This window comes from Citrobacter sp. Cpo069, from assembly GCF_030332785.1.
GTDB classification, from domain to species: Bacteria; Pseudomonadota; Gammaproteobacteria; order Enterobacterales; family Enterobacteriaceae; genus Citrobacter; species Citrobacter portucalensis.
In genome coordinates this window covers 63,286-84,209 of sequence record NZ_JAOWHD010000056.1, presented here as the reverse complement: position 1 = coordinate 84,209, position 20,924 = coordinate 63,286, and the positions used below count along the sequence as shown (strand labels likewise).

15 protein-coding genes are annotated in these 20,924 nt (G+C 53.8%); 10 read left to right on the top strand and 5 right to left on the bottom strand.

All coding sequences use genetic code 11. The annotated features are described in order from the left end of the window. Positions 1-210 precede the first annotated feature (210 nt). From tamA to OGY08_RS14880, 3 genes are read left to right on the top strand one after another with little or no spacing between them, the layout of a single operon-like run. Positions 211-1,944 carry an autotransporter assembly complex protein TamA gene (gene tamA / locus OGY08_RS14890; RefSeq protein WP_003025718.1) on the top strand — a complete coding sequence of 578 codons (1,734 nt, stop codon included), beginning with the start codon at positions 211-213 and terminating at the stop codon, positions 1,942-1,944. Then, positions 1,941-5,717, top strand: a complete 3,777-nt coding sequence (gene tamB / locus OGY08_RS14885; RefSeq protein ID WP_079934466.1) for an autotransporter assembly complex protein TamB — start codon at positions 1,941-1,943, stop codon at positions 5,715-5,717. Before tamA ends, tamB begins: the two co-directional genes overlap by 4 nt. Before the next feature lie 2 nt (positions 5,718-5,719). Then, complete coding sequence (locus tag OGY08_RS14880) at positions 5,720-6,064, top strand: gamma-glutamylcyclotransferase family protein (RefSeq protein WP_003025723.1); 345 nt, start codon at positions 5,720-5,722, stop codon at positions 6,062-6,064. Between the two features lie 57 nt (positions 6,065-6,121). On the opposite strand, the gene OGY08_RS14875 is transcribed toward OGY08_RS14880, so the two are convergent. The 3 genes from OGY08_RS14875 to ppa all read right to left on the bottom strand — a co-directional run bounded on the left by OGY08_RS14875 (position 6,122) and on the right by ppa (position 10,013). After that, positions 6,122-8,131 carry a TonB-dependent receptor domain-containing protein gene (locus OGY08_RS14875; protein WP_125363008.1) on the bottom strand — a complete coding sequence of 670 codons (2,010 nt, stop codon included), beginning with the start codon at positions 8,129-8,131 and terminating at the stop codon, positions 6,122-6,124. A gap of 84 nt (positions 8,132-8,215) precedes the next feature. Beyond that, positions 8,216-9,286: a 7-bladed beta-propeller protein YncE gene (gene yncE, locus OGY08_RS14870; protein WP_125363009.1), complete on the bottom strand. Its 1,071-nt coding sequence runs from the start codon at positions 9,284-9,286 to the stop codon at positions 8,216-8,218. 199 nt (positions 9,287-9,485) lie between these two features. Next, entirely contained in the window at positions 9,486-10,013 is a 528-nt protein-coding gene (gene ppa / locus OGY08_RS14865) for an inorganic diphosphatase (RefSeq protein ID WP_003025726.1), read from the bottom strand. Positions 10,014-10,322: 309 nt separating this feature from the next. Here ppa and ytfQ point away from each other — a divergent pair, with 309 nt between their 5' ends. From ytfQ to OGY08_RS14840, 5 genes are all read left to right on the top strand, one after another. Then, positions 10,323-11,279 (top strand): galactofuranose ABC transporter substrate-binding protein YtfQ, encoded by a 957-nt coding sequence (gene ytfQ / locus OGY08_RS14860; protein ID WP_008786033.1) that lies wholly within the window; start codon positions 10,323-10,325, stop codon positions 11,277-11,279. Positions 11,280-11,382: 103 nt separating this feature from the next. Continuing rightward, entirely contained in the window at positions 11,383-12,885 is a 1,503-nt protein-coding gene (ytfR, locus tag OGY08_RS14855) for a galactofuranose ABC transporter, ATP-binding protein YtfR (RefSeq protein WP_241177405.1), read from the top strand. A 13-nt stretch (positions 12,886-12,898) separates the two neighbouring features. Next, positions 12,899-13,921 (top strand): galactofuranose ABC transporter, ATP-binding protein YtfT, encoded by a 1,023-nt coding sequence (gene ytfT / locus OGY08_RS14850; protein WP_003830397.1) that lies wholly within the window; start codon positions 12,899-12,901, stop codon positions 13,919-13,921. Further along, positions 13,908-14,909 carry a galactofuranose ABC transporter, permease protein YjfF gene (gene yjfF, locus OGY08_RS14845; RefSeq protein ID WP_008786036.1) on the top strand — a complete coding sequence of 334 codons (1,002 nt, stop codon included), beginning with the start codon at positions 13,908-13,910 and terminating at the stop codon, positions 14,907-14,909. The genes ytfT and yjfF overlap by 14 nt, the downstream gene beginning before the upstream one ends. 103 nt (positions 14,910-15,012) lie before the next feature. Next, a complete protein-coding gene (locus OGY08_RS14840) occupies positions 15,013-16,125 on the top strand; it encodes a methyl-accepting chemotaxis protein (RefSeq protein WP_125363011.1) in 1,113 nt (370 codons plus the stop codon). Positions 16,126-16,201: 76 nt separating this feature from the next. Here the strand turns inward: OGY08_RS14840 and fbp are convergent, their stop codons facing one another. After that, positions 16,202-17,200: a class 1 fructose-bisphosphatase gene (fbp, locus tag OGY08_RS14835; RefSeq protein ID WP_003830390.1), complete on the bottom strand. Its 999-nt coding sequence runs from the start codon at positions 17,198-17,200 to the stop codon at positions 16,202-16,204. A gap of 175 nt (positions 17,201-17,375) precedes the next feature. On the opposite strand from fbp, the gene mpl reads away from it, so the two are divergent. Then, the gene (gene mpl / locus OGY08_RS14830) at positions 17,376-18,752 is read left to right on the top strand and encodes a UDP-N-acetylmuramate:L-alanyl-gamma-D-glutamyl-meso-diaminopimelate ligase (protein ID WP_125363012.1); all 1,377 of its coding nucleotides are present in this window, start codon (positions 17,376-17,378) and stop codon (positions 18,750-18,752) included. A gap of 99 nt (positions 18,753-18,851) precedes the next feature. On the opposite strand, the gene yjgA is transcribed toward mpl, so the two are convergent. After that, on the bottom strand, positions 18,852-19,403 hold the full coding sequence (gene yjgA / locus OGY08_RS14825) for a ribosome biogenesis factor YjgA (protein ID WP_008786039.1): 552 nt from the start codon (positions 19,401-19,403) through the stop codon (positions 18,852-18,854). A 95-nt stretch (positions 19,404-19,498) separates the two neighbouring features. Between yjgA and pmbA the strand changes: the two genes are divergently transcribed. Continuing rightward, positions 19,499-20,851 carry a metalloprotease PmbA gene (gene pmbA, locus OGY08_RS14820; RefSeq protein ID WP_003830385.1) on the top strand — a complete coding sequence of 451 codons (1,353 nt, stop codon included), beginning with the start codon at positions 19,499-19,501 and terminating at the stop codon, positions 20,849-20,851. Positions 20,852-20,924 lie beyond the last annotated feature (73 nt).

The window sequence follows — 20,924 nt, the reverse complement described above, 5'->3', positions numbered from 1 at the left end:
CCGTTCTCCCGAAATCAGTCATTTGGGTTAAGGTTGTAACGAGACGCGTCTTTGCCCACAATAAACGGCGTGAATACGTCTAGAGTTAAACATAAGAAATATTTGGGTTGTCGTCTGTTTTTCAACTCTTATTGTTGATTTTTTGTTAAGCCGAGGAACGGCATAGTATTTTTTTCCAGGGGTGGGAAAAAAGGATATTCAGGAGAAAATGTGCCACATATCCGTCAGTTATGTTGGGTGGGATTACTGTGCTTAAGTGGCTCCGCCGCCGCCGCGAATGTTCGCTTACAGGTCGAAGGATTATCAGGACCGCTGGAGAAAAACGTCCGTGCGCAGCTGTCCACGATTCAAAGTGATGAAGTCACTCCAGACCGACGCTTTCGTGCGCGCGTTGATGATGCCATCCGCGAAGGGCTAAAAGCGCTGGGCTACTTTGAGCCGACCATTGATTTTGAACTGCGTCCACCGCCGGCAAAAGGCCGCCAGGTGCTGATTGCCAAAGTGACCCCCGGCGAGCCGGTGCTGATTGGTGGCACTGAGGTGATTTTGCGCGGTGGCGCGCGTACGGATAAAGATTATCTGGATCTGCTGAAAACGCGCCCGGCAATCGGCACCGTGCTGAATCAGGGGGACTATGACAACTTCAAAAAGTCACTCACCAGCGTGGCGCTGCGTAAAGGTTATTTCGACAGTGAATTTAATAAAAGCCAGCTCGGGATAGCGCTTGAGCGCCGCCAGGCGTTCTGGGATATCGATTACAACAGCGGCGAACGCTATCGCTTTGGGCATGTCACCTTTGAAGGCTCGCAAATTCGCGATGAGTATCTGCAAAATCTGGTGCCCTTTAAAGAAGGTGAAGAGTACGAGTCGAAAGATCTGGGCGAACTGAACCGTCGTCTGTCGGCGACCGGATGGTTTAATTCCGTGGTCGTCGCACCGGAGTTTGATAAAGCCCGCAAAACCAAGGTGCTACCCCTGAAAGGCGTGGTCTCACCGCGAACCGAAAACACCATCGAAACCGGGGTCGGTTATTCAACTGACGTCGGGCCACGGGTGAAGACCTCGTGGAAAAAGCCGTGGATGAACTCCTACGGGCACAGCCTGACGACCAGCGCCAGTATCTCGGCGCCAGAGCAGGTGCTTGATTTCAGCTATAAAATGCCGCTGTTAAAGAACCCGCTGGAACAGTATTACCTGGTACAGGGCGGCTTTAAGCGTACCGATTTAAACGACACCGAGCAGGATTCCACAACGCTTGCGGTTTCCCGCTACTGGGACCTCTCCAGCGGCTGGCAGCGCGCGATTAACCTGCGCTGGAGCCTCGACCACTTTACCCAGGGTAACGTCACCAACACCACTATGCTGCTCTATCCGGGCGTGATGATCAGCCGGACGCGTTCACGCGGCGGCCTGATGCCTGTCTGGGGCGACTCTCAGCGTTACTCTATTGATTACTCGAACACGGCCTGGGGTTCAGATGTTGATTTCTCCGTTTTCCAGGCGCAAAACGTCTGGATCCGCACGCTGTACGACAGGCATCGCTTTGTGATGCGCGGTAATCTCGGCTGGATTGAAACCGGAGACTTCGACAAAGTGCCGCCGGACCTGCGTTTCTTTGCCGGGGGCGATCGCAGTATTCGCGGCTACAAATACAAATCTATTTCGCCGGAAGGCAGCGACGGCAAGCTGAAAGGGGCCTCCAAGCTGGCAACCGGCTCGCTGGAATACCAGTACAACGTGACCGGTAAATGGTGGGGAGCGATGTTTGTCGATAGCGGCGAAGCGGTCAGCGATATTCGCCGAAGCGATTTCAAAACCGGTGCCGGGGTCGGCGTACGCTGGCAATCGCCGGTTGGACCTATCAAGCTCGACTTTGCCGTCCCGGTCGGCGACAAAGATGAACATGGTTTACAGTTTTACATCGGTCTGGGGCCTGAATTATGAGTTTATGGAAGAAGATAAGCCTCGGCGTGCTGGTTTTTATCCTGCTGTTGTTAGGCACGGTGGCGTTCCTCGTCGGTACCACCTCGGGCCTGCATCTGATCTTCAAAGCCGCTAATCGTTGGGTTCCGGGTCTGGAAATTGGTCAGGTCACCGGCGGCTGGCGGGATCTATCACTGAAAAATATTCGCTACGACCAGCCTGGCGTGGCGGTGAATGCTGGTGAAGTGCATTTGGCCGTGGGGCTTAACTGTCTGTGGGACAGCAGCCTGTGCGTCAACGATCTGGCGCTGAAAAACATCAACGTGGCGATCGACAGCAAAAAGATGCCGCCATCCGCGCCGGTAGAGGAAGAAGAGAGCGGTCCGCTTAATCTTTCCACGCCTTACCCCATCACGCTTTCGCGCGTGGCGCTGAACAACATCAATATCAAAATCGATGACACCACGGTTTCAGTGCTGGATTTTACCTCCGGCCTGAACTGGCAGGAAAAAACGCTGACGCTGAAGCCAACGTCATTACAGGGGCTGCTGATTGCTCTGCCTAAAGTGGCGGAAGTGGCACAGGAAGAGGTTGTCGAACCGAAGATTCAAAACCCGCAGCCGGATGAAAAGCCGCTGGGGGAAACGCTAAAAGATCTGTTCTCAAAGCCGGTACTGCCGGAAATGACCGATGTCCATCTGCCGCTCAATCTCAATATTGAAGAGTTTCGCGGCGAGCAGTTGCGCGTGACCGGGGATACGGATTTAACAGTACATAGTATGCTGCTGAAAGTGAGCAGCATAGACGGCAACATGAAGCTCGACGCGCTGGATATCGACTCGAATCAGGGAACGGTAAAAGCCAGCGGCACGGCGCAACTGACCGACACGTGGCCGGTTGATATTACGTTAAACAGCACGCTAAACATCGACCCGTTAAAAGGCGAAAAGGTGAAGCTGAAGGTCGGCGGTGCGCTGCGCGAACAGCTGGAAGTCGGCGTCAATCTGTCTGGTCCGGTAGATATGGACCTGCGTGCACAGACGCGCCTGGCAGAAGCCGGATTGCCGCTCAACATTGAGGTGGTAAGTAAGCAGGTTTATTGGCCGTTTACCGGTGAGAAACAGTTCCAGGCCGATGACATCAAGCTCAAACTGACCGGCAAGATGACCGACTATACGCTGTCGATGCGTACCGCCGTGAAAGGTCAGGATATTCCTCCGGCTACTATCACGCTGGACGCCAAAGGCAACGAGCAGCAGATTAATCTCGACAAACTCAGCGTTGCGGCGCTGGAAGGGAAAACCGAGCTGAAAGCGCTGGTGGACTGGCAGCAGGCGATCAGCTGGCGCGGGGAGCTAACGCTGGATGGTATCAATACCGCGAAAGCGATCCCGGACTGGCCGTCAAAACTGAATGGCCTGGTGAAAACGCGCGGCAGTCTGTACGGCGGAAGCTGGCAGATGGAGGTTCCGGAGCTGAAGCTGACCGGCAACGTGAAGCAGAACAAGGTCAATGTGAACGGTTCGCTGAAGGGGAACAGCTACCTGCAGTGGACGATTCCGGGCCTTCATCTGGAGCTGGGACGCAACAGTGCGGACGTAAAAGGCGAACTGGGGGTTAAAGACCTCAACCTCGACGCGACGATTGATGCCCCAAGCCTGGATAACGCGCTGCCGGGGCTGGGCGGTACGGCGAAAGGGCTGGTAAAAGTTCGCGGTACGGTTGAAGCGCCGCAGCTGCTGGCGGATATTACCGCCCGTGGTCTGCGCTGGCAGGAACTTTCCGTTGCTCAGGTGCGCGTCGAAGGCGATGTGAAATCGGCCGAGCAAATCGCCGGTAATCTCAACGTTCGCGTAGAGCGGATTGTACAACCTGACGTGAATATTGGTCTGGTGACGCTCAACGCCAAAGGCAGTGAAAAGCAGCATGAACTGCAGTTACGCATTCAGGGTGAGCCGGTTTCAGGGCAACTGGATCTTGCCGGGAGCTTTGATCGCAAAGAACAGCGCTGGAAAGGGGAGTTAAGCAATACCCGCTTCCAGACGCCGGTCGGTCCGTGGTCGCTCAACCGGGCTATCGCGCTGGATTATCGTAATCAAGAACAGAAAATTAGTATCGGGCCGCACTGCTGGAACAACCCGAATGCGGAGCTGTGCGTACCACAAACCATTGATGCCGGTGCAGAAGGTCGCGCGGTGGTGAATCTTAACCGCTTCGACCTGGCGATGCTAAAACCGTTTATGCCGGAGACAACCCAGGCCAGCGGTGTGTTCACTGGCAAAGCTGATGTGAGCTGGGATACCACCAAAGAGGGGCTGCCACAGGGGCAGGTCACCCTGAGCGGACGTAACGTGAAGGTCACGCAAAGCGTGAATGATGCCCCGCTCCCCGTGGCGTTTGAAACGCTGAATCTGACCGCCGACCTGCACAATAACCGTGCCGAGTTGGGCTGGCTAATTCGTCTGACCAACAACGGGCAGTTTGACGGACAGGTGCAGGTAACGGACCCGCAAGGGCGTCGTAATCTGGGCGGTAACGTCAATATTCGCAACTTCAATCTGGCGATGGTGAACCCTATCTTCTCGCGCGGTGAAAAAGCGGCAGGGATGATCAACGCCAACCTGCGGCTGGGCGGCGATGTGCAAAGCCCGCAGTTGCTCGGACAGCTGCAACTGAGTGGTCTGGATATTGACGGTAACTTCATGCCGTTTGACATGCAGCCAAGCCAGTTAGCCGTTAACTTCAATGGAACACGCTCAACGCTGGCGGGCGTGGTGCGTACGCAGCAGGGAGAAATTAACCTGAGCGGCGATGCCGACTGGAGTCAGATAGACAACTGGCGGGCGCGTGTTGCGGCTAAAGGCAGCAGGGTGCGTATTACCGTACCGCCGATGGTCCGCCTCGACGTATCGCCGGACGTGGTCTTTGAAGCCACGCCGAGCCTGTTTACTCTCGATGGCAACGTGGATGTGCCGTGGGCGCGTATCGTGGTACATGACCTGCCGGAAAGTGCGGTTGGGGTTTCCAGCGATATGGTCATGCTTAACAACAATCTGCAGCCGGAGAAACCGCAGACCGCCGGTATTCCGATCAACAGCAACCTGAATATCCACGTCGGTAACAACGTGCGTCTTGACGCCTTTGGTCTGAAAGCGCGTCTGACGGGCGATCTGAAAGTGGTGCAGGATAAGCAAGGTCTGGGACTTAACGGGCAAATTAATATCCCGAGCGGTCGCTTCCACGCCTATGGTCAGGATCTGATTGTGCGTAAGGGCGAGCTGTTGTTCTCCGGTCCGCCGGATCAGCCGTTGCTCAACATCGAAGCGATTCGTAACCCAGATGCCACCGAAGACGACGTGATCGCTGGCGTTCGCGTCACCGGTACCGCCGATGAACCGAAGGCGGAGATCTTCTCCGACCCGGCAATGTCGCAGCAAATGGCGCTTTCCTACCTGCTACGTGGACAAGGGCTGGATAGCGAACAGAGCGATAGCGCAGCGATGACTTCAATGCTTATTGGTCTGGGGGTTGCACAAAGTGGTCAGGTTGTGGGTAAAATCGGGGAGACATTTGGCGTAAGCAATCTGGCACTGGACACGCAAGGGGTGGGCGACTCATCTCAGGTGGTTGTCAGCGGATACGTACTGCCAGGTCTGCAGGTGAAATATGGTGTGGGTATATTTGACTCCTTAGCGACACTCACGCTACGTTATCGTCTGATGCCTAAGCTATATCTGGAAGCAGTGTCTGGCGTAGATCAGGCACTTGATTTGCTCTATCAGTTCGAGTTTTAGCAATGCGAATATTTGTCTACGGCAGTTTACGAACCAAACAAGGCAACAGCCACTGGATGACCAATGCCCTGTTGCTGGGAAATTTCAGTATCGATAACTACCAGTTGTACAGCCTGGGCCACTATCCAGGCGCGGTTCCGGGAAATGGAACAGTACACGGGGAAGTTTATCGTATTGATAACGCCACGCTGGCAGAGCTTGACGCTCTGCGTACCCGCGGCGGTGAATACGCACGCCAGTTAATTCAAACGCCGTACGGAAGTGCATGGATGTACGTGTACCAACGTCCGGTTGATGGCTTAACGCTGATTGAAAGCGGTAACTGGTTAGACAGAGACCAGTACTGATATATCGTCTACCAGAATAAACAACGCCGCCTTCGGGTGGCGTTGTTTATTAAAGGCTTAAAACTCCACGCGCGCGCCGAGGTTATAGCGGCGTCCTTCCACCTGCGCGGATTCATTCCATGCAGTCGTCAGTTTCGGATCTTCATCCAGCACGTTGTAGATCCCTGCCATCAGCTGCGTGTGCTTATTGAGCTTATAACGTACGCCTACGTCGACCATCGTGTAGTCATCGTACTTATAGTTATTGCCGCTGTTGCGGTTACTGCTGCGGTAATTCACCGTACTCCATACGTCCAGACTCTGCGTTGCCGCCCAGTTCAGCGACAGGTTCGCCATATGGCGCGGATAATCGTTGAGCGCGTAGCCTTTGTTTACGCCGCTTTTCTGTTCGCTATGGTTCCAGGTGTAGTTAGCGTTGGCTTTTATATCGGCGCTAATCTGCCAGTCGGCATTCAGTTCTATGCCGTACACGTCCGCTTTGCTGACGTTGAAGTATTTACTGACGGAGTCCGCCTTGTAGCCATTCACGGAGCACTGATTCGTCGATGTAGTTTCGCAAATGGTTTGTTCAGCAATTTTGTCTTTGAACTGCGTATAGAAGACGGTGCTATCCAGTGACAGCGCATTCCCCGTCCAGTAGAGGCCCAGCTCAGAGTTAACGCTTTGTTCTGGTTTCAGATCGTCGTTACCGACGGTCAGGAAGGGATAAGGTACGGTCGAGCCGTATGGGGTGACAAAGTCGCTGGATGTCGCACGCAGCTCAGGTTTTTTATAACCTGCGGAAACGCCGCCCTTCAGCGCCCAGTCATTGCTGAAGGCCCAGTTACCGTACATTTTCGGCGTAATATGTGTGCCAAAGTTATCATCCTGGTCCATACGCGCTGATGTGGTCAGGATGAAGTCGTCAATGCTCCAGCCGTCTTCAGCAAACAATGCCCAACCGTTACGGCTGATTTTTGTCACTGGCTCAGATCCGGGCAGCGTTTTGTTGGCCACATCAAAGCGGTCATTCAGCTCTTCGCGGGTGAAATTCGCCCCAACGGTCAGTTTATGGTTGTCGAGCGTGAAGGTGGTTTGCGAATTAGCGACGTAGTTCTCCATCTGCACATACTGCGGCGACTGGCCGTCATAAACGTACTTCGAACGGCCTTTTTCATAGTTTATGTAGTTGGTCGTTGCAATGGTGTCGTCGGCATACCAGCCGGTATGCGTTAGGGTGGCGGCGTTACGATCGAACAGCCATGACCACGGCGCGCCGCGCTTCTGGGTACGGTTTTTCTCCTGCTCACCGGTGACCACATTGAGGTCGAACAGGTTATTTTCGCTAGCGGCCAGGCCCAGCGTCATATCAACGGATTTACGGTTGTGTTTACCGAAATAGTTATTGCGATCGTCATCGCGACGGTCGAGCCAGTCGGCCGCTACGCTAAGGCCGAGAACATCGGGCACAATCGGCCCCATGGTAAACAGATTCATCTGGCTGGTATTACCCAAATACTGGTGTTCCTGAAGCCAGGTATTGGCGGCAATTGCCGTCGTCCACTCTTTTGCGCCATACGGTTTTTTGGTAATCACGTTGACCACACCGCCGATGGCATCTGAGCCGTACAGCGAGGACATGGGCCCGCGGATAACTTCGATACGCTCAATGGCCTCCATCGGCGGTAAGAAGTTGGCTTCAGTACCGATGTCATGTCCGTAAGGGCGAGATTCACCGGTATTTTGTTTGACGCTGTTGACCATAAACGCGGTATAGGACGGGTCCATGCCGCGGATCATAATGCTGCCAGCGTTCATACCGCTGCTGTTGGTGACCGAGACGCCAGGAAGGTTTTTAATCGCTTCACCAATGCTACGGTCCGGCTGAATATCCAGCGTTTTACGATCGATAACGGAAATGGTGGCCGGCGCTTCGCGCTTTTGCTGCGAGAACCCGGATGCGGTGATCACCATTTCATCTTCGCTATTGCGTGAGGTTTCTGTGAGTTCTTCTGCCTGAGTGGGGAAAATAACACCGCCTGAGAATGCAACGATCCCTGTCAGCGTAATAAGTTGACGCGTTTTCATAATATAGACACCTGAAAAGTAAAAAATAAAAGCATCACCTTGCAGCCCAGAAAAGCTGCAAGGTGTCAGAAGCGTTTTTAATTATTAATATTTGGAGAGGTCGATTTGCATCACGTAGTCGGGCTTCACACCGGTCATTTTTTCCGGCTGTTTGACGCTGACATACAGGGTGTTGGCATCAGACGAGAGCGCCAGGCTGTTAGGTAACGCATTGGTTTCAATGCTTTGTTTTACCTGATAAGTCTTGCTGTCCACAATGCTGATGCGCTTTGCATTACGGTGGGTGATATAAACTTCCTGGCGTTTTTCGTTATATATCACCGCCAGCGAATTGATAACTTTAATGGGTGCAATAACCTTACCGTTATTAATATCAACAACCAGTACATCCGCTAAATCAGGATCGGTCAGGAATGCGCGATTATTTTTTGCATCCAAAGCAATATTCAGGAAAAAATGTTTTTTGCCTGGCTCAATGCTGAAGCGGCTAATAATTTGATGGTTGGTGGTATCCAGCGTAATAAGTTCGTTGCGGCCATTTACGACATACAGGCGGTTCTTATTGGCATCTACGGCCATACCGGTCGGATACTGGCCCATGTTTTCAAGGGTGGCGATTTTCTCGCGCTTTTGCGTATCCACCACCCAGACAATGCCCTTTTCAGCCACGCCGGAAACGTACAGGCGGTGATGCTGTTTATCGAGCACCATTTCGCGGGTATGGACAATTTCTTTCGGGTTTTTGGCTTCGCTCAGTTGCAGTATCGCCAGCTCTTTACCGCTGCGGGTATCAATGAGCGTGACCGAACCCTCCAGCGTGTTGCCGACATAGAGCACCTGGTTTTCTGCATCCAGGGCAGTGGCAAAGGCACGACGGCTGGTTTCGATAACTTCAGTCGTGGTGAGTTTCTCCAGATCGAGTTTATAGATAAGCCCGCTGGTTTTATCTTTATCAAACGACGGCGACGAGGCAGCAAAAAGCGCATTCTGCTGGCTATCAACCGCCAGTTCATACACGCCGTTGCCAACGTCGCGGGTCAGAAAATCTTGCTCAGGTAGCGTCTGCGCCACGCTGGACAGGCTGGTAAATAACAGTGCTGTGGCGAGAGCCACGCAGGAATAGCGTTTCAGGGACTTCACATTGTGGAGGTTCATTGACTTTTATTCACATTTATTTACATACTGAGAATGATAATGAGATCTAATCTCATTCGCAATTAAGATAAATGAAATGTGACTACCCAATCTGGTAGGTCAAAAAGAAAACAGCGAAGGGGAGGGGGAAAAGAAAGTAGAAATTAAAAAACCCTTACTAACCAGGGGCTGGCGTTCAGGGCTTTACGCTAACGCGAACTTACTTCTTCGCGCGCTCGAAGGAAGCAACGATTTCAGCTTTAGCAGCTTCAGCGTTGTCCCAACCGTCAACTTTCACCCATTTGCCCGCTTCGAGATCTTTGTAGTGTTCGAAGAAGTGGGTGATCTGCGCTTTCAGCAGTTCCGGCAGGTCGGTCACATCTTTGATGTGATCGTATTCTTTGCTCAGCTTGGTGTGCGGTACCGCAACCAGTTTCGCATCTTCACCGGATTCGTCGGTCATTTTCAGTACGCCAACCGGACGGCAGCGGATCACTGAACCTGGCTCCAGCGGGTACGGAGTCGGGACCAGAACGTCTACCGGGTCACCATCCAGAGACAGGGTGTGGTTGATGTAACCGTAGTTGCACGGATAGAACATCGCGGTGGACATGAAGCGGTCAACGAACAGGGCGCCGCTCTCTTTGTCAACTTCGTATTTGATCGGATCTGCGTTCGCAGGGATCTCGATAACAACGTAGATATCTTCCGGCAGGTCTTTACCGGCAGGGACGTTGAGTAAGCTCATGTCTGTTTCCTTTAAATAAGCTATGGCAAACAAGTGGCGGGTATTATAGCCAACTCGCGCGGAATGTCTCCGCTTGTTTTCGCTTTCTCTGCGTGCATTTTCTTCTTTTTACCTCTCTCTCGTGACAGAAAAATCCATATCTTCAGCCACATTTTTCATAGCGAGATGAAAGCGATTACAAAGTTGTGATTAACGTTTTATTTACTTTTTTGAAGTGTGATGTAACGCAATCCGTTACATGCTCAATTGTCTATAGTTTTTTCGCAACGGTTAATTAACCAACAATAATCACCCTACGAGGACGCACTTATGTGGAAGCGCTTACTTTTAGTCACAGCAGTTTCGGCAGCCATGTCGTCTATGGCAATGGCAGCCCCTTTAACCGTAGGATTTTCGCAGGTTGGCTCTGAATCCGGCTGGCGCGCCGCAGAAACCAACGTCGCGAAAAGCGAGGCCGAAAAGCGGGGAATTACGCTGAAAATCGCTGATGGCCAGCAAAAGCAGGAAAACCAGATTAAAGCAGTCCGCTCATTTGTTGCGCAGGGCGTCGATGCCATCTTTATTGCGCCGGTCGTGGCAACGGGTTGGGAGCCGGTTTTAAAAGAAGCTAAAGATGCCGACATTCCGGTCTTTTTGCTCGATCGTTCCATCGATGTAAAAGACAAATCTCTCTATATGACCACCGTCACCGCCGACAACGTGCTGGAAGGTAAATTGATCGGCGACTGGCTGATTAAACAAGTGGACGGCAAGCCGTGTAACGTCGTTGAGCTGCAAGGGACCGTTGGGGCCAGCGTGGCGATTGATCGTAAAAAAGGATTTGCTGAAGCTATCGCTAATGCGCCAAACATCAAAATTATTCGCTCTCAGTCCGGTGACTTCACCCGCAGTAAAGGGAAAGAAGTGATGGAGAGCTTTATCAAAGCGGAAAACAACGGCAAGAACATCTGCATGGTTTACGCCCACAACGATGACATGGTGATCGGTGCGATTCAGGCGATCAAAGAAGCGGGCCTGAAACCTGGCAAAGATATTCTCACCGGTTCTATCGATGGCGTACCGGATATCTACAAAGCGATGATTGACGGTGAAGCCAACGCCAGCGTCGAGCTGACGCCAAATATGGCTGGCCCGGCATTCGACGCACTGGAGAAATTCAAAAAAGACGGCACGATGCCTGAGAAGCTGACCATTACCAAGTCGATCCTCTATCTGCCGGATACGGCAAAAGAAGAGTTAGAGAAGAAGAAAAACATGGGCTACTAAGCCTTCATGAAAATGCCGGGGGCGCTGCGCTTGCCCGGCCTACATTACGCTCTTTTGTAGGCCGGATAAGCGTAGCGCCATCCGGCGTGATGCAGGGGGAACCATGACCACCGACCAACATCAGGAAATCCTCCGCACCGAAGGATTAAGCAAATTCTTTCCCGGCGTCAAAGCGTTGGATAACGTGGATTTCAGCTTGCGTCGTGGCGAGATTATGGCGCTGCTGGGAGAAAACGGAGCCGGCAAATCGACGCTCATCAAAGCGCTGACCGGCGTTTACCATGCCGATCGCGGCACTATCTGGCTTGAAGGCCAACCGATCACCCCCAAAAACACCGCCCATGCCCAACAACTGGGGATTGGCACCGTGTACCAGGAAGTGAACCTGCTGCCCAATATGTCGGTTGCCGATAACTTATTTATTGGTCGTGAACCGCGGCGCTTTGGCCTGCTTCTGCGCAAGCAGATGGAAAAACGCGCGACGGAGCTGATGGCGTCATACGGTTTTTCCCTCGACGTGCGCGAGCCGCTGAACCGCTTTTCCGTGGCGATGCAACAAATCGTCGCCATCTGTCGGGCGATCGATCTCTCCGCGAAAGTGCTGATCCTTGATGAGCCGACCGCCAGCCTTGATACCCAGGAAGTTGAAATGCTGTTTGGCCTGATGCGGCATCTGCGCGATCGGGGCGTCAGCCTGATCTTCGTCACCCACTTTCTTGATCAGGTTTATCAGGTCAGCGATCGCATTACCGTTCTGCGTAACGGCGGCTTCGTTGGCTGCCGTGAAACCCGAGAACTGCCTCAGATCGAATTGGTCAAAATGATGCTGGGCCGTGAACTGGATACCCATGCGCTACAGCGTGCGGGCCGCACGTTGCTGAGTGATAAACCGGTGGCGGCATTCAGCGGCTTTGGCAAAAAAGGCACCATCGCGCCATTTGATCTACAGGTGCGTCCCGGTGAGATCGTCGGTCTCGCCGGACTACTGGGATCCGGGCGAACGGAAACGGCGGAGGTGATCTTCGGTATTAAACCCGCCGACAGCGGAAGTGCGCTGATCAAAGGCAAACCGCAGACCTTGCGATCGCCACATCAGGCTTCGTGTCTGGGGATCGGCTTCTGTCCGGAGGATCGCAAAACGGATGGCATTATTGCCGCCGCTTCGGTGCGGGAAAACATCATTCTGGCATTGCAGGCACAGCGCGGCTGGCTGCGGCCTATTCCTTGGAAAGAGCAAAACGAGATTGCCGAGCGTTTTATCCGCCAGCTTGGTATTCGTACTCCGAACGCTGAGCAACCGATCGAATTTCTTTCCGGCGGCAATCAGCAAAAAGTGCTGCTCTCGCGCTGGTTACTGACCAAACCGCAGTTCCTGATCCTCGATGAACCCACGCGTGGGATCGACGTTGGCGCGCATGCGGAGATCATTCGCCTGATCGAAACGCTGTGCGCGGATGGTCTGGCGCTGCTGGTCATTTCATCCGAACTGGAAGAGTTAGTGGGCTATGCCGATCGGGTCATTATTATGCGCGATCGCAAACAGGTGGCCGAGATCCCCCTGGCTGAACTGTCCGTACCGGCGATCATGAACGCCATTGCGGCCTAAGGAGACTATGGTGATGCCTCAATCTCTCCCTCAATCCAATCCGTCTAAACGGCGGTTCCGTTGGCCAAAGGGGATGCCACAGCTGGTGGCGTTACTGCTGGTGCTGCTGGTGGATAGCCTGGTCGCCCCGCATTTCTACCAGGTGATTTTGCAGGATGGTCGGCTGTTCGGTAGCCCGATTGATATTCTCAACCGTGCCGCGCCCGTGGCGCTGTTGGCGATTGGTATGACGCTGGTGATTGCTACCGGCGGCATCGACCTTTCCGTGGGGGCAGTCATGGCTATTGCTGGCGCTACTACTGCGGCGATGACGGTGGCCGGGCACAGTCTGCCGGTAGTGCTGCTTGCCGCCTTAGGCTCCGGCATTCTGGCTGGGTTGTGGAATGGGATTCTGGTGGCCATCCTCAAGATCCAACCGTTTGTCGCCACGCTAATCCTGATGGTGGCCGGGCGCGGGGTGGCGCAGCTTATCACCTCCGGGCAGATCGTCACCTTTAACTCGCCCGAACTGTCATGGTTTGGCAGCGGCTCGCTCTTACTGTTCCCTACGCCGGTAATTATTGCACTGCTCACGCTGGTGGTGTTCTGGCTGCTGACGCGGAAAACGGCGCTGGGTATGTTTATCGAAGCGGTGGGTATCAACATTCGTGCGGCAAAAAACGCCGGGGTGAACACCCGCATTATCGTGATGCTCACCTATGTGCTGAGCGGCCTGTGCGCGGCTATCGCTGGTATTATCGTCACGGCGGATATCCGCGGGGCAGATGCCAATAACGCCGGATTATGGCTGGAGCTGGATGCCATCCTGGCGGTGGTTATCGGCGGCGGGTCGCTGATGGGCGGGCGCTTTAACCTGCTGCTGTCGGTGGTAGGCGCATTGATTATTCAGGGCATGAACACCGGGATTTTGCTGTCGGGCTTCCAGCCGGAACTGAATCAGGTGGTCAAAGCCGTGGTGGTGTTGTGTGTGCTGGTCGTGCAGTCGCAACGCTTTATCAGCCTGATAAAAGGAGTGCGTGGTCATGATAAAACGTAATTTACCGCTGATGATCACCCTCGGCGTGTTTGTGCTGGGTTATCTCTACTGCCTGACGCAGTTTCCCGCTTTTGCTTCCACCCGGGTCATTTGCAATATCCTGACCGATAACGCCTTTCTGGGCATCATTGCCGTAGGCATGACTTTCGTAATCCTCTCTGGCGGGATCGACCTTTCCGTTGGCTCGGTGATCGCCTTTACCGGCGTATTTCTGGCAAAGGCCATTGGCTATTGGGGCATTTCTCCGCTGCTGGCGTTCCCTTTGGTTTTGCTGATGGGCTGCGCGTTTGGTGCGTTTATGGGGTTACTGATTGATGCGCTGAAGATCCCGGCATTTATTATCACCCTGGCGGGAATGTTCTTCCTGCGCGGCGTCAGCTATCTGGTCTCTGAAGAATCTATACCGATTAATCATCCGGTTTATGACACGCTCTCAAGCCTGGCATGGAAAATTCCCGGCGGTGGTCGCCTGAGCGCGATGGGATTGCTGATGCTGGCGGTTGTCGTCATCGGCATATTCCTGGCGCACCGTACGCGCTTTGGTAATCAGGTTTACGCGATTGGCGGCAACGCCACCTCTGCCAACCTGATGGGCATCTCAACCCGCAGCACCACCATCCGCATTTATATGCTGTCTACCGGGCTTGCGACGCTTGCCGGCATTGTCTTTTCCATTTACACCCAGGCGGGCTATGCGCTGGCGGGCGTTGGCGTCGAACTGGATGCGATAGCCTCAGTTGTGATTGGCGGAACGCTGCTCAGCGGTGGGGTCGGTACAGTGTTAGGGACGTTGTTTGGCGTCGCTATTCAGGGGCTGATCCAGACCTACATTAATTTTGACGGCACATTAAGTTCCTGGTGGACGAAGATCGCGATTGGCATTTTATTGTTTATATTTATAGCGTTACAACGCGGTCTGACGGTGCTTTGGGAAAATCGTCAAAGCTCGCCGGTTACCCGAGTGGGTACGGCGGCAACACCAAAGTAACATCCTGATTTTGCACAAGACATTTAAATACCTAAACTTTTTCCGGTTGTAGTCGATAGGTTCTGTACAGGTCTGTTTTAACCCTACAACCGGAAATATAACGATGCCAAAATCCCTTTCAATTCGATCAAGTTTGTTGGTGTTATTGTCTCTGCTGACGTTCCTTCTGCTACTGACCGGTGGCATGGGACTATATGCTTCTACCCGTGTCATTACCTCGTTGATTTATCACGGTATTATGAGCGCTGCGATGTTGGCTGCTATCGCATTGCTGGCGGTCATTTGGTTTATGCTGCGAAATAAGTTTCTCAAACCGTTGGATAACATGGTTGAGCAACTGGAACGTCTGGCAACGGGGGATTTGTCGGCGGTTACCGCGTTGTCGGCCAGCGCCGAATTCAACCGCCTGAACGCGGCAATGGATGACATGCGCCATGCGCTGGGCGACTCGGTACAGCGCGTACGCGATGCCAGCTCGCAAATTGATATTGGCAGTCGTGAACTAACGGCCGGTAACCAGCACCTGGCGCAACGCACTGAATCGACAGCCACTTCGCTGGAGCAGACCGCCGCCAGCATGGAAGAACTCACGGCGACGGTGAAACAGAATGCGCAGAACGCGGAACAGGCGCACCAGCTGGCAAAATCGGTGTCGGATACCGCCGATCGCGGTAGTGAAATGGTATGCTATGTGATCGAGAAAATGCGCGATATTTCAGGCAGTTCCAGCCGAATCGCCGACATCCTCAGCGTGATTGATGGCATTGCTTTCCAGACCAATATTCTGGCGCTCAATGCTTCCGTTGAAGCGGCGCGGGCTGGTGAGCAGGGGCGGGGCTTTGCGGTTGTGGCTGGTGAAGTGCGTAATCTGGCCAGCCGCAGCGCCGAGGCGGCCAAAGAGATCCGTACGCTAATCAGCGATTCACACACCCATGTGGGGGAAGGCAGTGAACTGGCGCAGCAGGCGGGCGAAACCATGGATGAAATCGCGACCGAGGTTATGCGTATGACCAAACTGATGCGTGAAATTGCCAGTGCGTCCCAGGAACAGAGTCGCGGCATAGAGCAGGTGAATATCGCGGTGATTCAGATGGATGAAACGGCGCAGCAAAACGCGGCGCTGGTACAGCAGTCTTCAGCGGCTACCCGCTCGCTGGAAGAGCAGTCTTCAGCGCTAATCGAAGCAATGGCCGTATTTAAGCTACAGAAAGCGTAACCGGACGATGGATTTTGTAGGCCGGATGGCAACGCTACGCGTTTTATCCGGCCTACGTCCGTGCGATGAATAATAATTACGCGTCCGGGAACTCGCGGATAAAGCGTTCTACATCTTCAACCATATGGTCGTTACCCACGAAGAAGGAACGGCGCTGGTGCAGGCTTTCTGGGGTGATATCCAGAATGCGTTCTTTACCATCGCTGGCTTTGCCGCCCGCCTGCTCGGCCAGGAAGGCCATCGGGTTGCATTCATACAGCAGACGCAGTTTCCCTTGCGGGTGGCTGGCGGTGCTTGGGTACAGGTAGATCCCGCCTTTCAGCAGATTGCGATGGAAATCCGCAACCAGAGAGCCAATGTAGCGCGAGGTATACGGGCGCTGGGTTGGCTTATCTTCTTCCTGGCAGAATTTAATGTACTTCTTCACGCCGTTCGGGAATTTGATGTAGTTACCTTCGTTAATGGAGTACGTGCTGCCTTTCGCCGGGAAGCGCATACGTTCCTGGCTGAGGCAGAATACGCCCAGAGAAGGATCGTAAGTGAAGGCATGTACGCCACAGCCGGTGGTATACACCAGCATGGTGGAAGAACCATAAACAACGTAACCTGCAGCAACCTGCTTGTTGCCCGGCTGCAGGAAATCCTCTTCCGTGACCGGTGTGCCGACTGGGGTTACGCGGCGGTAAATAGAGAAAATCGTACCGACAGAGACGTTAACATCGATGTTGGATGAGCCATCCAGCGGATCCATTAGCACAACGTATTTAGCGTGTTCACAGCCTTCAAAGACGACGATTTCATCTTCTTCTTCTGAGGCAATGCCCGCCACAATGTCGCGCGCCTTCAGTGCAGCTTTCAGTTTTTCGTTCGCGAACAGATCGAGTTTTTGTTGAACCTCTCCCTGCACGTTCTCAGCACCGCTGGCACCCAGGATATCGACCAGACCGGCCTTATTGATATCGCGGTGGATGATCTTGGCGCCCAGCTTTATTGCCGACAACAAAGCAGTGAGTTCACCGGTAGCATGAGAAAACTCGTGCTGCTTTTCGACAATAAATTCACCTAACGTTTTCATAACACTTTCCCTGCAATTTATGTGGAGTAAAGCGACCGCAACAATATTAACAAATATTTCCATTGCTGCGCTTAGGTGAATCGCGCCAGCAAACTGCGGAATATCCTGAAATGCGTTTCTCACTTGCCGGACATGTGCGTAAAATGGCCCCCAGATTAAAAAAGGATAGTGACGTATGCGCATTCATATTTTGGGAATTTGTGGCACTTTCATGGGCGGTCTGGCGATGCTGGCGCGCTCGCTCGGTCATGAAGTAACCGGTTCGGACGCCAATGTGTATCCGCCGATGAGTACCTTACTTGAGAAGCAAGGCATTGATCTGATTCAGGGTTACGATGCCAGCCAGCTCGAGCCGCAGCCGGACCTGGTGATCATCGGCAATGCCATGACCCGTGGTAATCCGTGCGTGGAAGCGGTGCTGGAAAAGAACATTCCGTACATGTCAGGCCCGCAGTGGCTGCATGACTTTGTCTTGCGCGATCGCTGGGTACTGGCGGTTGCGGGTACGCACGGCAAAACCACTACCGCCGGAATGGCGACCTGGATCCTCGAAGCCTGCGGCTATAAACCTGGCTTTGTGATCGGCGGCGTTCCGGGCAACTTTGAGGTTTCCGCACGCCTCGGCGAGAGCGACTTCTTCGTGATTGAAGCGGATGAGTACGACTGCGCGTTCTTCGACAAGCGTTCTAAATTCGTGCATTACTGCCCGCGCACGCTGATCCTCAATAACCTTGAGTTCGATCACGCGGACATCTTTGACGATCTGAAAGCTATTCAGAAACAGTTCCACCATCTGGTGCGTATCGTGCCGGGCCAGGGACGCATCATCTACCCGGAAAACGACATCAATCTGAAACAGACGATGGCGATGGGCTGCTGGAGCGAACAAGAGCTGGTGGGCGAACAAGGTCACTGGCAGGCGAAAAAGCTGACCACCGATGCCTCCGAGTGGGAAGTGTGGCTGGACGGTGAAAAAGTCGGCGAAGTGAAGTGGGGCCTGGTGGGCGAGCACAACATGCACAACGGCCTGATGGCGATTGCAGCCGCGCGTCATGTTGGCGTCGTGCCTGCGGATGCGGCCAATGCATTGGGCTCGTTCATCAACGCCCGTCGCCGTCTTGAGCTGCGCGGTGAAGCCAATGGCGTGACGGTGTATGACGATTTTGCCCATCACCCGACGGCCATTCTGGCAACGCTTGCGGCACTGCGCGGTAAAGTGGGCGGCACGGCGCGCATCATCGCGGTGCTGGAACCTCGCTCGAACACCATGAAAATGGGCCTGTGCAAAGATGACCTGGCGCCGTCGTTAGGGCGTGCAGACGAAGTGTTCCTGCTGCAACCGCCGCACATTCCCTGGCAGGTAGCAGAAGTCGCTGAAGCCTGCGTTCAGCCGGCGCACTGGAGCGGCGATGTGGATGCACTGGCAGAGATGGTGGTGAAAACCGCACAGCCTGGCGATCACATTCTGGTGATGAGCAACGGCGGGTTTGGCGGTATTCATCAAAAACTGCTGGATGGTCTGGCGAAGAAAGCTCAGGCAGAAGAAGAGTAAAAAAATGCCCGGTGGCGCTACGCTTACCGGGCCTACAATGGATCGTAGGCCGGATAAGGTGTTTGCACCGCCATCCGGCACTTTCGGCGGACGAAGAGGTTAGGCCTCGTTTTCCGCCAGTTCACGCAGATACTGGAAGATCTGGCGGGAAGATTTTGGCGGCTTGTTGCCCGCTTTTTCTTTCCTGGCGTTACGCACCAGCGAACGCAGTTGCTGACGGTCGGCGTCAGGCCACAGGTTCATCACTTCTTCGATAGCTTCATCGCTACCGTCAACCATACGGTCACGCAGTTGCTCCAGCTTATGGAAGACAACGACCTGTTGGTTGTGACGGTTTTTCAGCTTGTCCAGCGCCTGACGGATAGGATCAACATCGCGCTGGCGCAACATTTTGCCAATCAGCTGCAGCTGACGACGGCGACCTTCCATCTTAATACGCTGGGCCAGCTCAATCGCGGCACGTAAATCCGCATCGAGCGGGATTTTATCCAGCGCGTTTTTCCCCAGTTTTACCAGTTCCACACCCAGGTGTTTTAACTCCTCGGCGTCACGTTTTATTTCACTTTTACTGACCCAGATAATTTCATCGTCTTCGTCTTCGATGTCATCACCGGGAACGTCGTCGAGCCAGTCTTCGGGCTGCTTAGTCATGTCAGGCTCCTCAAAAAAAGAGGCTAATGTTACCAGTTAAGATGCGCACTGAAAAACGGTTCTCTGTTAGACTTCAGAGAAACTCTCTCTACATTATGGCATTTGCGATGAAAGTAATCTCACAAGTTGAAGCGCAGCGTAAGATTCTGGAAGAAGCAGTCTCGACGGCACTGGAATTAGCGTCAGGTAAGTCGGATGGCGCGGAAGTCGCTGTAAGCAAGACCACGGGTATTAGCGTCAGCACCCGTTATGGTGAAGTGGAGAACGTCGAATTCAATAGCGATGGTGCACTGGGGATTACGGTTTATCACCAGAACCGTAAGGGCAGCGCATCGTCCACCGATTTAAGCCCGCAGGCGATTGCACGCACCGTGCAGGCCGCGCTGGACATTGCACGTTACACTTCGCCGGACCCGTGCGCGGGCGTGGCAGATAAAGAACTGCTGGCCTTTGATGCGCCCGATCTGGACCTGTTCCATCCGGCGGAAGTTTCCCCTGACGAAGCTATCGAACTGGCTGCCCGCGCTGAACAGGCGGCACTACAGGCCGACAAACGCATCACCAATACCGAAGGCGGCAGCTTTAACAGCCACTATGGCATCAAAGTGTTTGGCAACAGCCACGGTATGCTGCAGGGCTACTGCTCCACGCGCCATTCCCTTTCCAGCTGCGTAATCGCAGAAGAAAATGGTGATATGGAGCGTGATTACGCTTACACCATTGGCCGGGCGATGGGCGATCTGCAAACGCCGGAGTGGGTGGGGGCAGACTGCGCTCGCCGTACCTTATCTCGCCTGTCTCCGCGAAAGCTTTCCACCATGAAAGCGCCGGTGATTTTCGCCAATGAAGTGGCGACCGGACTGTTCGGACACCTGGTTGGCGCCATTGCGGGCGGCTCGGTGTACCGCAAATCCACCTTCCTGCTCGACTCGCTGGGCAAGCAAATTCTGCCGGAATGGCTGACCATTGAAGAACATCCGCACCTGCTGAAAGGGCTGGCGTCTTCACCGTTCGACAGCGAAGGCGTACGGACCGAACGCCGCGACATTATTAAAGACGGTGTGCTGACTCAGTGGCTGCTGACCAATTATTCTGCACGTAAGCTGGGGCTTAAGAGCACCGGACATGCAGGCGGGATCCACAACTGGCGAATTCCGGGACAGGGTCTAAGCTTCGAGCAGTTGCTCAAAGAGATGGGCACAGGTCTTGTGGTTACCGAGCTGATGGGACAGGGCGTAAGCGGCATTACCGGCGATTACTCGCGCGGCGCGGCGGGCTTCTGGGTCGAAAACGGTGAAATTCAGTACCCGGTGAGTGAAATTACCATCGCCGGTAACTTAAAAGAGATGTGGCGTAATATCGTCACCGTCGGCAACGATATTGAAACGCGCAGTAATATTCAGTGTGGTTCGGTCCTGTTGCCGGAGATGAAGATCGCCGGGCAATAATATCCGTCATACTTCAAGCTGTGGCGTGAATTATTGAGGGTATCTGGCGTTTGTTTATTTTTGAATAATAAAA

Bases quoted from the DNA above. Each gene is read 5' to 3' on its own strand.
- mpl (WP_125363012.1), top strand. From the start codon at position 17,376: ATGCGCATTCATATTTTGGGAATTTGTGGCACTTTCATGGGCGGTCTG.
- OGY08_RS14875 (WP_125363008.1), bottom strand. From the start codon at position 8,131: ATGAAAACGCGTCAACTTATTACGCTGACAGGGATCGTTGCATTCTCA.
- OGY08_RS14840 (WP_125363011.1), top strand. From the start codon at position 15,013: ATGCCAAAATCCCTTTCAATTCGATCAAGTTTGTTGGTGTTATTGTCT.
- ytfQ (WP_008786033.1), top strand. From the start codon at position 10,323: ATGTGGAAGCGCTTACTTTTAGTCACAGCAGTTTCGGCAGCCATGTCG.
- yjgA (WP_008786039.1), bottom strand. From the start codon at position 19,403: ATGACTAAGCAGCCCGAAGACTGGCTCGACGACGTTCCCGGTGATGAC.
- ytfR (WP_241177405.1), top strand. From the start codon at position 11,383: ATGACCACCGACCAACATCAGGAAATCCTCCGCACCGAAGGATTAAGC.
- fbp (WP_003830390.1), bottom strand. From the start codon at position 17,200: ATGAAAACGTTAGGTGAATTTATTGTCGAAAAGCAGCACGAGTTTTCT.
- yjfF (WP_008786036.1), top strand. From the start codon at position 13,908: ATGATAAAACGTAATTTACCGCTGATGATCACCCTCGGCGTGTTTGTG.
- tamB (WP_079934466.1), top strand. From the start codon at position 1,941: ATGAGTTTATGGAAGAAGATAAGCCTCGGCGTGCTGGTTTTTATCCTG.
- ppa (WP_003025726.1), bottom strand. From the start codon at position 10,013: ATGAGCTTACTCAACGTCCCTGCCGGTAAAGACCTGCCGGAAGATATC.
- ytfT (WP_003830397.1), top strand. From the start codon at position 12,899: ATGCCTCAATCTCTCCCTCAATCCAATCCGTCTAAACGGCGGTTCCGT.
- yncE (WP_125363009.1), bottom strand. From the start codon at position 9,286: ATGAACCTCCACAATGTGAAGTCCCTGAAACGCTATTCCTGCGTGGCT.
- OGY08_RS14880 (WP_003025723.1), top strand. From the start codon at position 5,720: ATGCGAATATTTGTCTACGGCAGTTTACGAACCAAACAAGGCAACAGC.
- pmbA (WP_003830385.1), top strand. From the start codon at position 19,499: ATGGCATTTGCGATGAAAGTAATCTCACAAGTTGAAGCGCAGCGTAAG.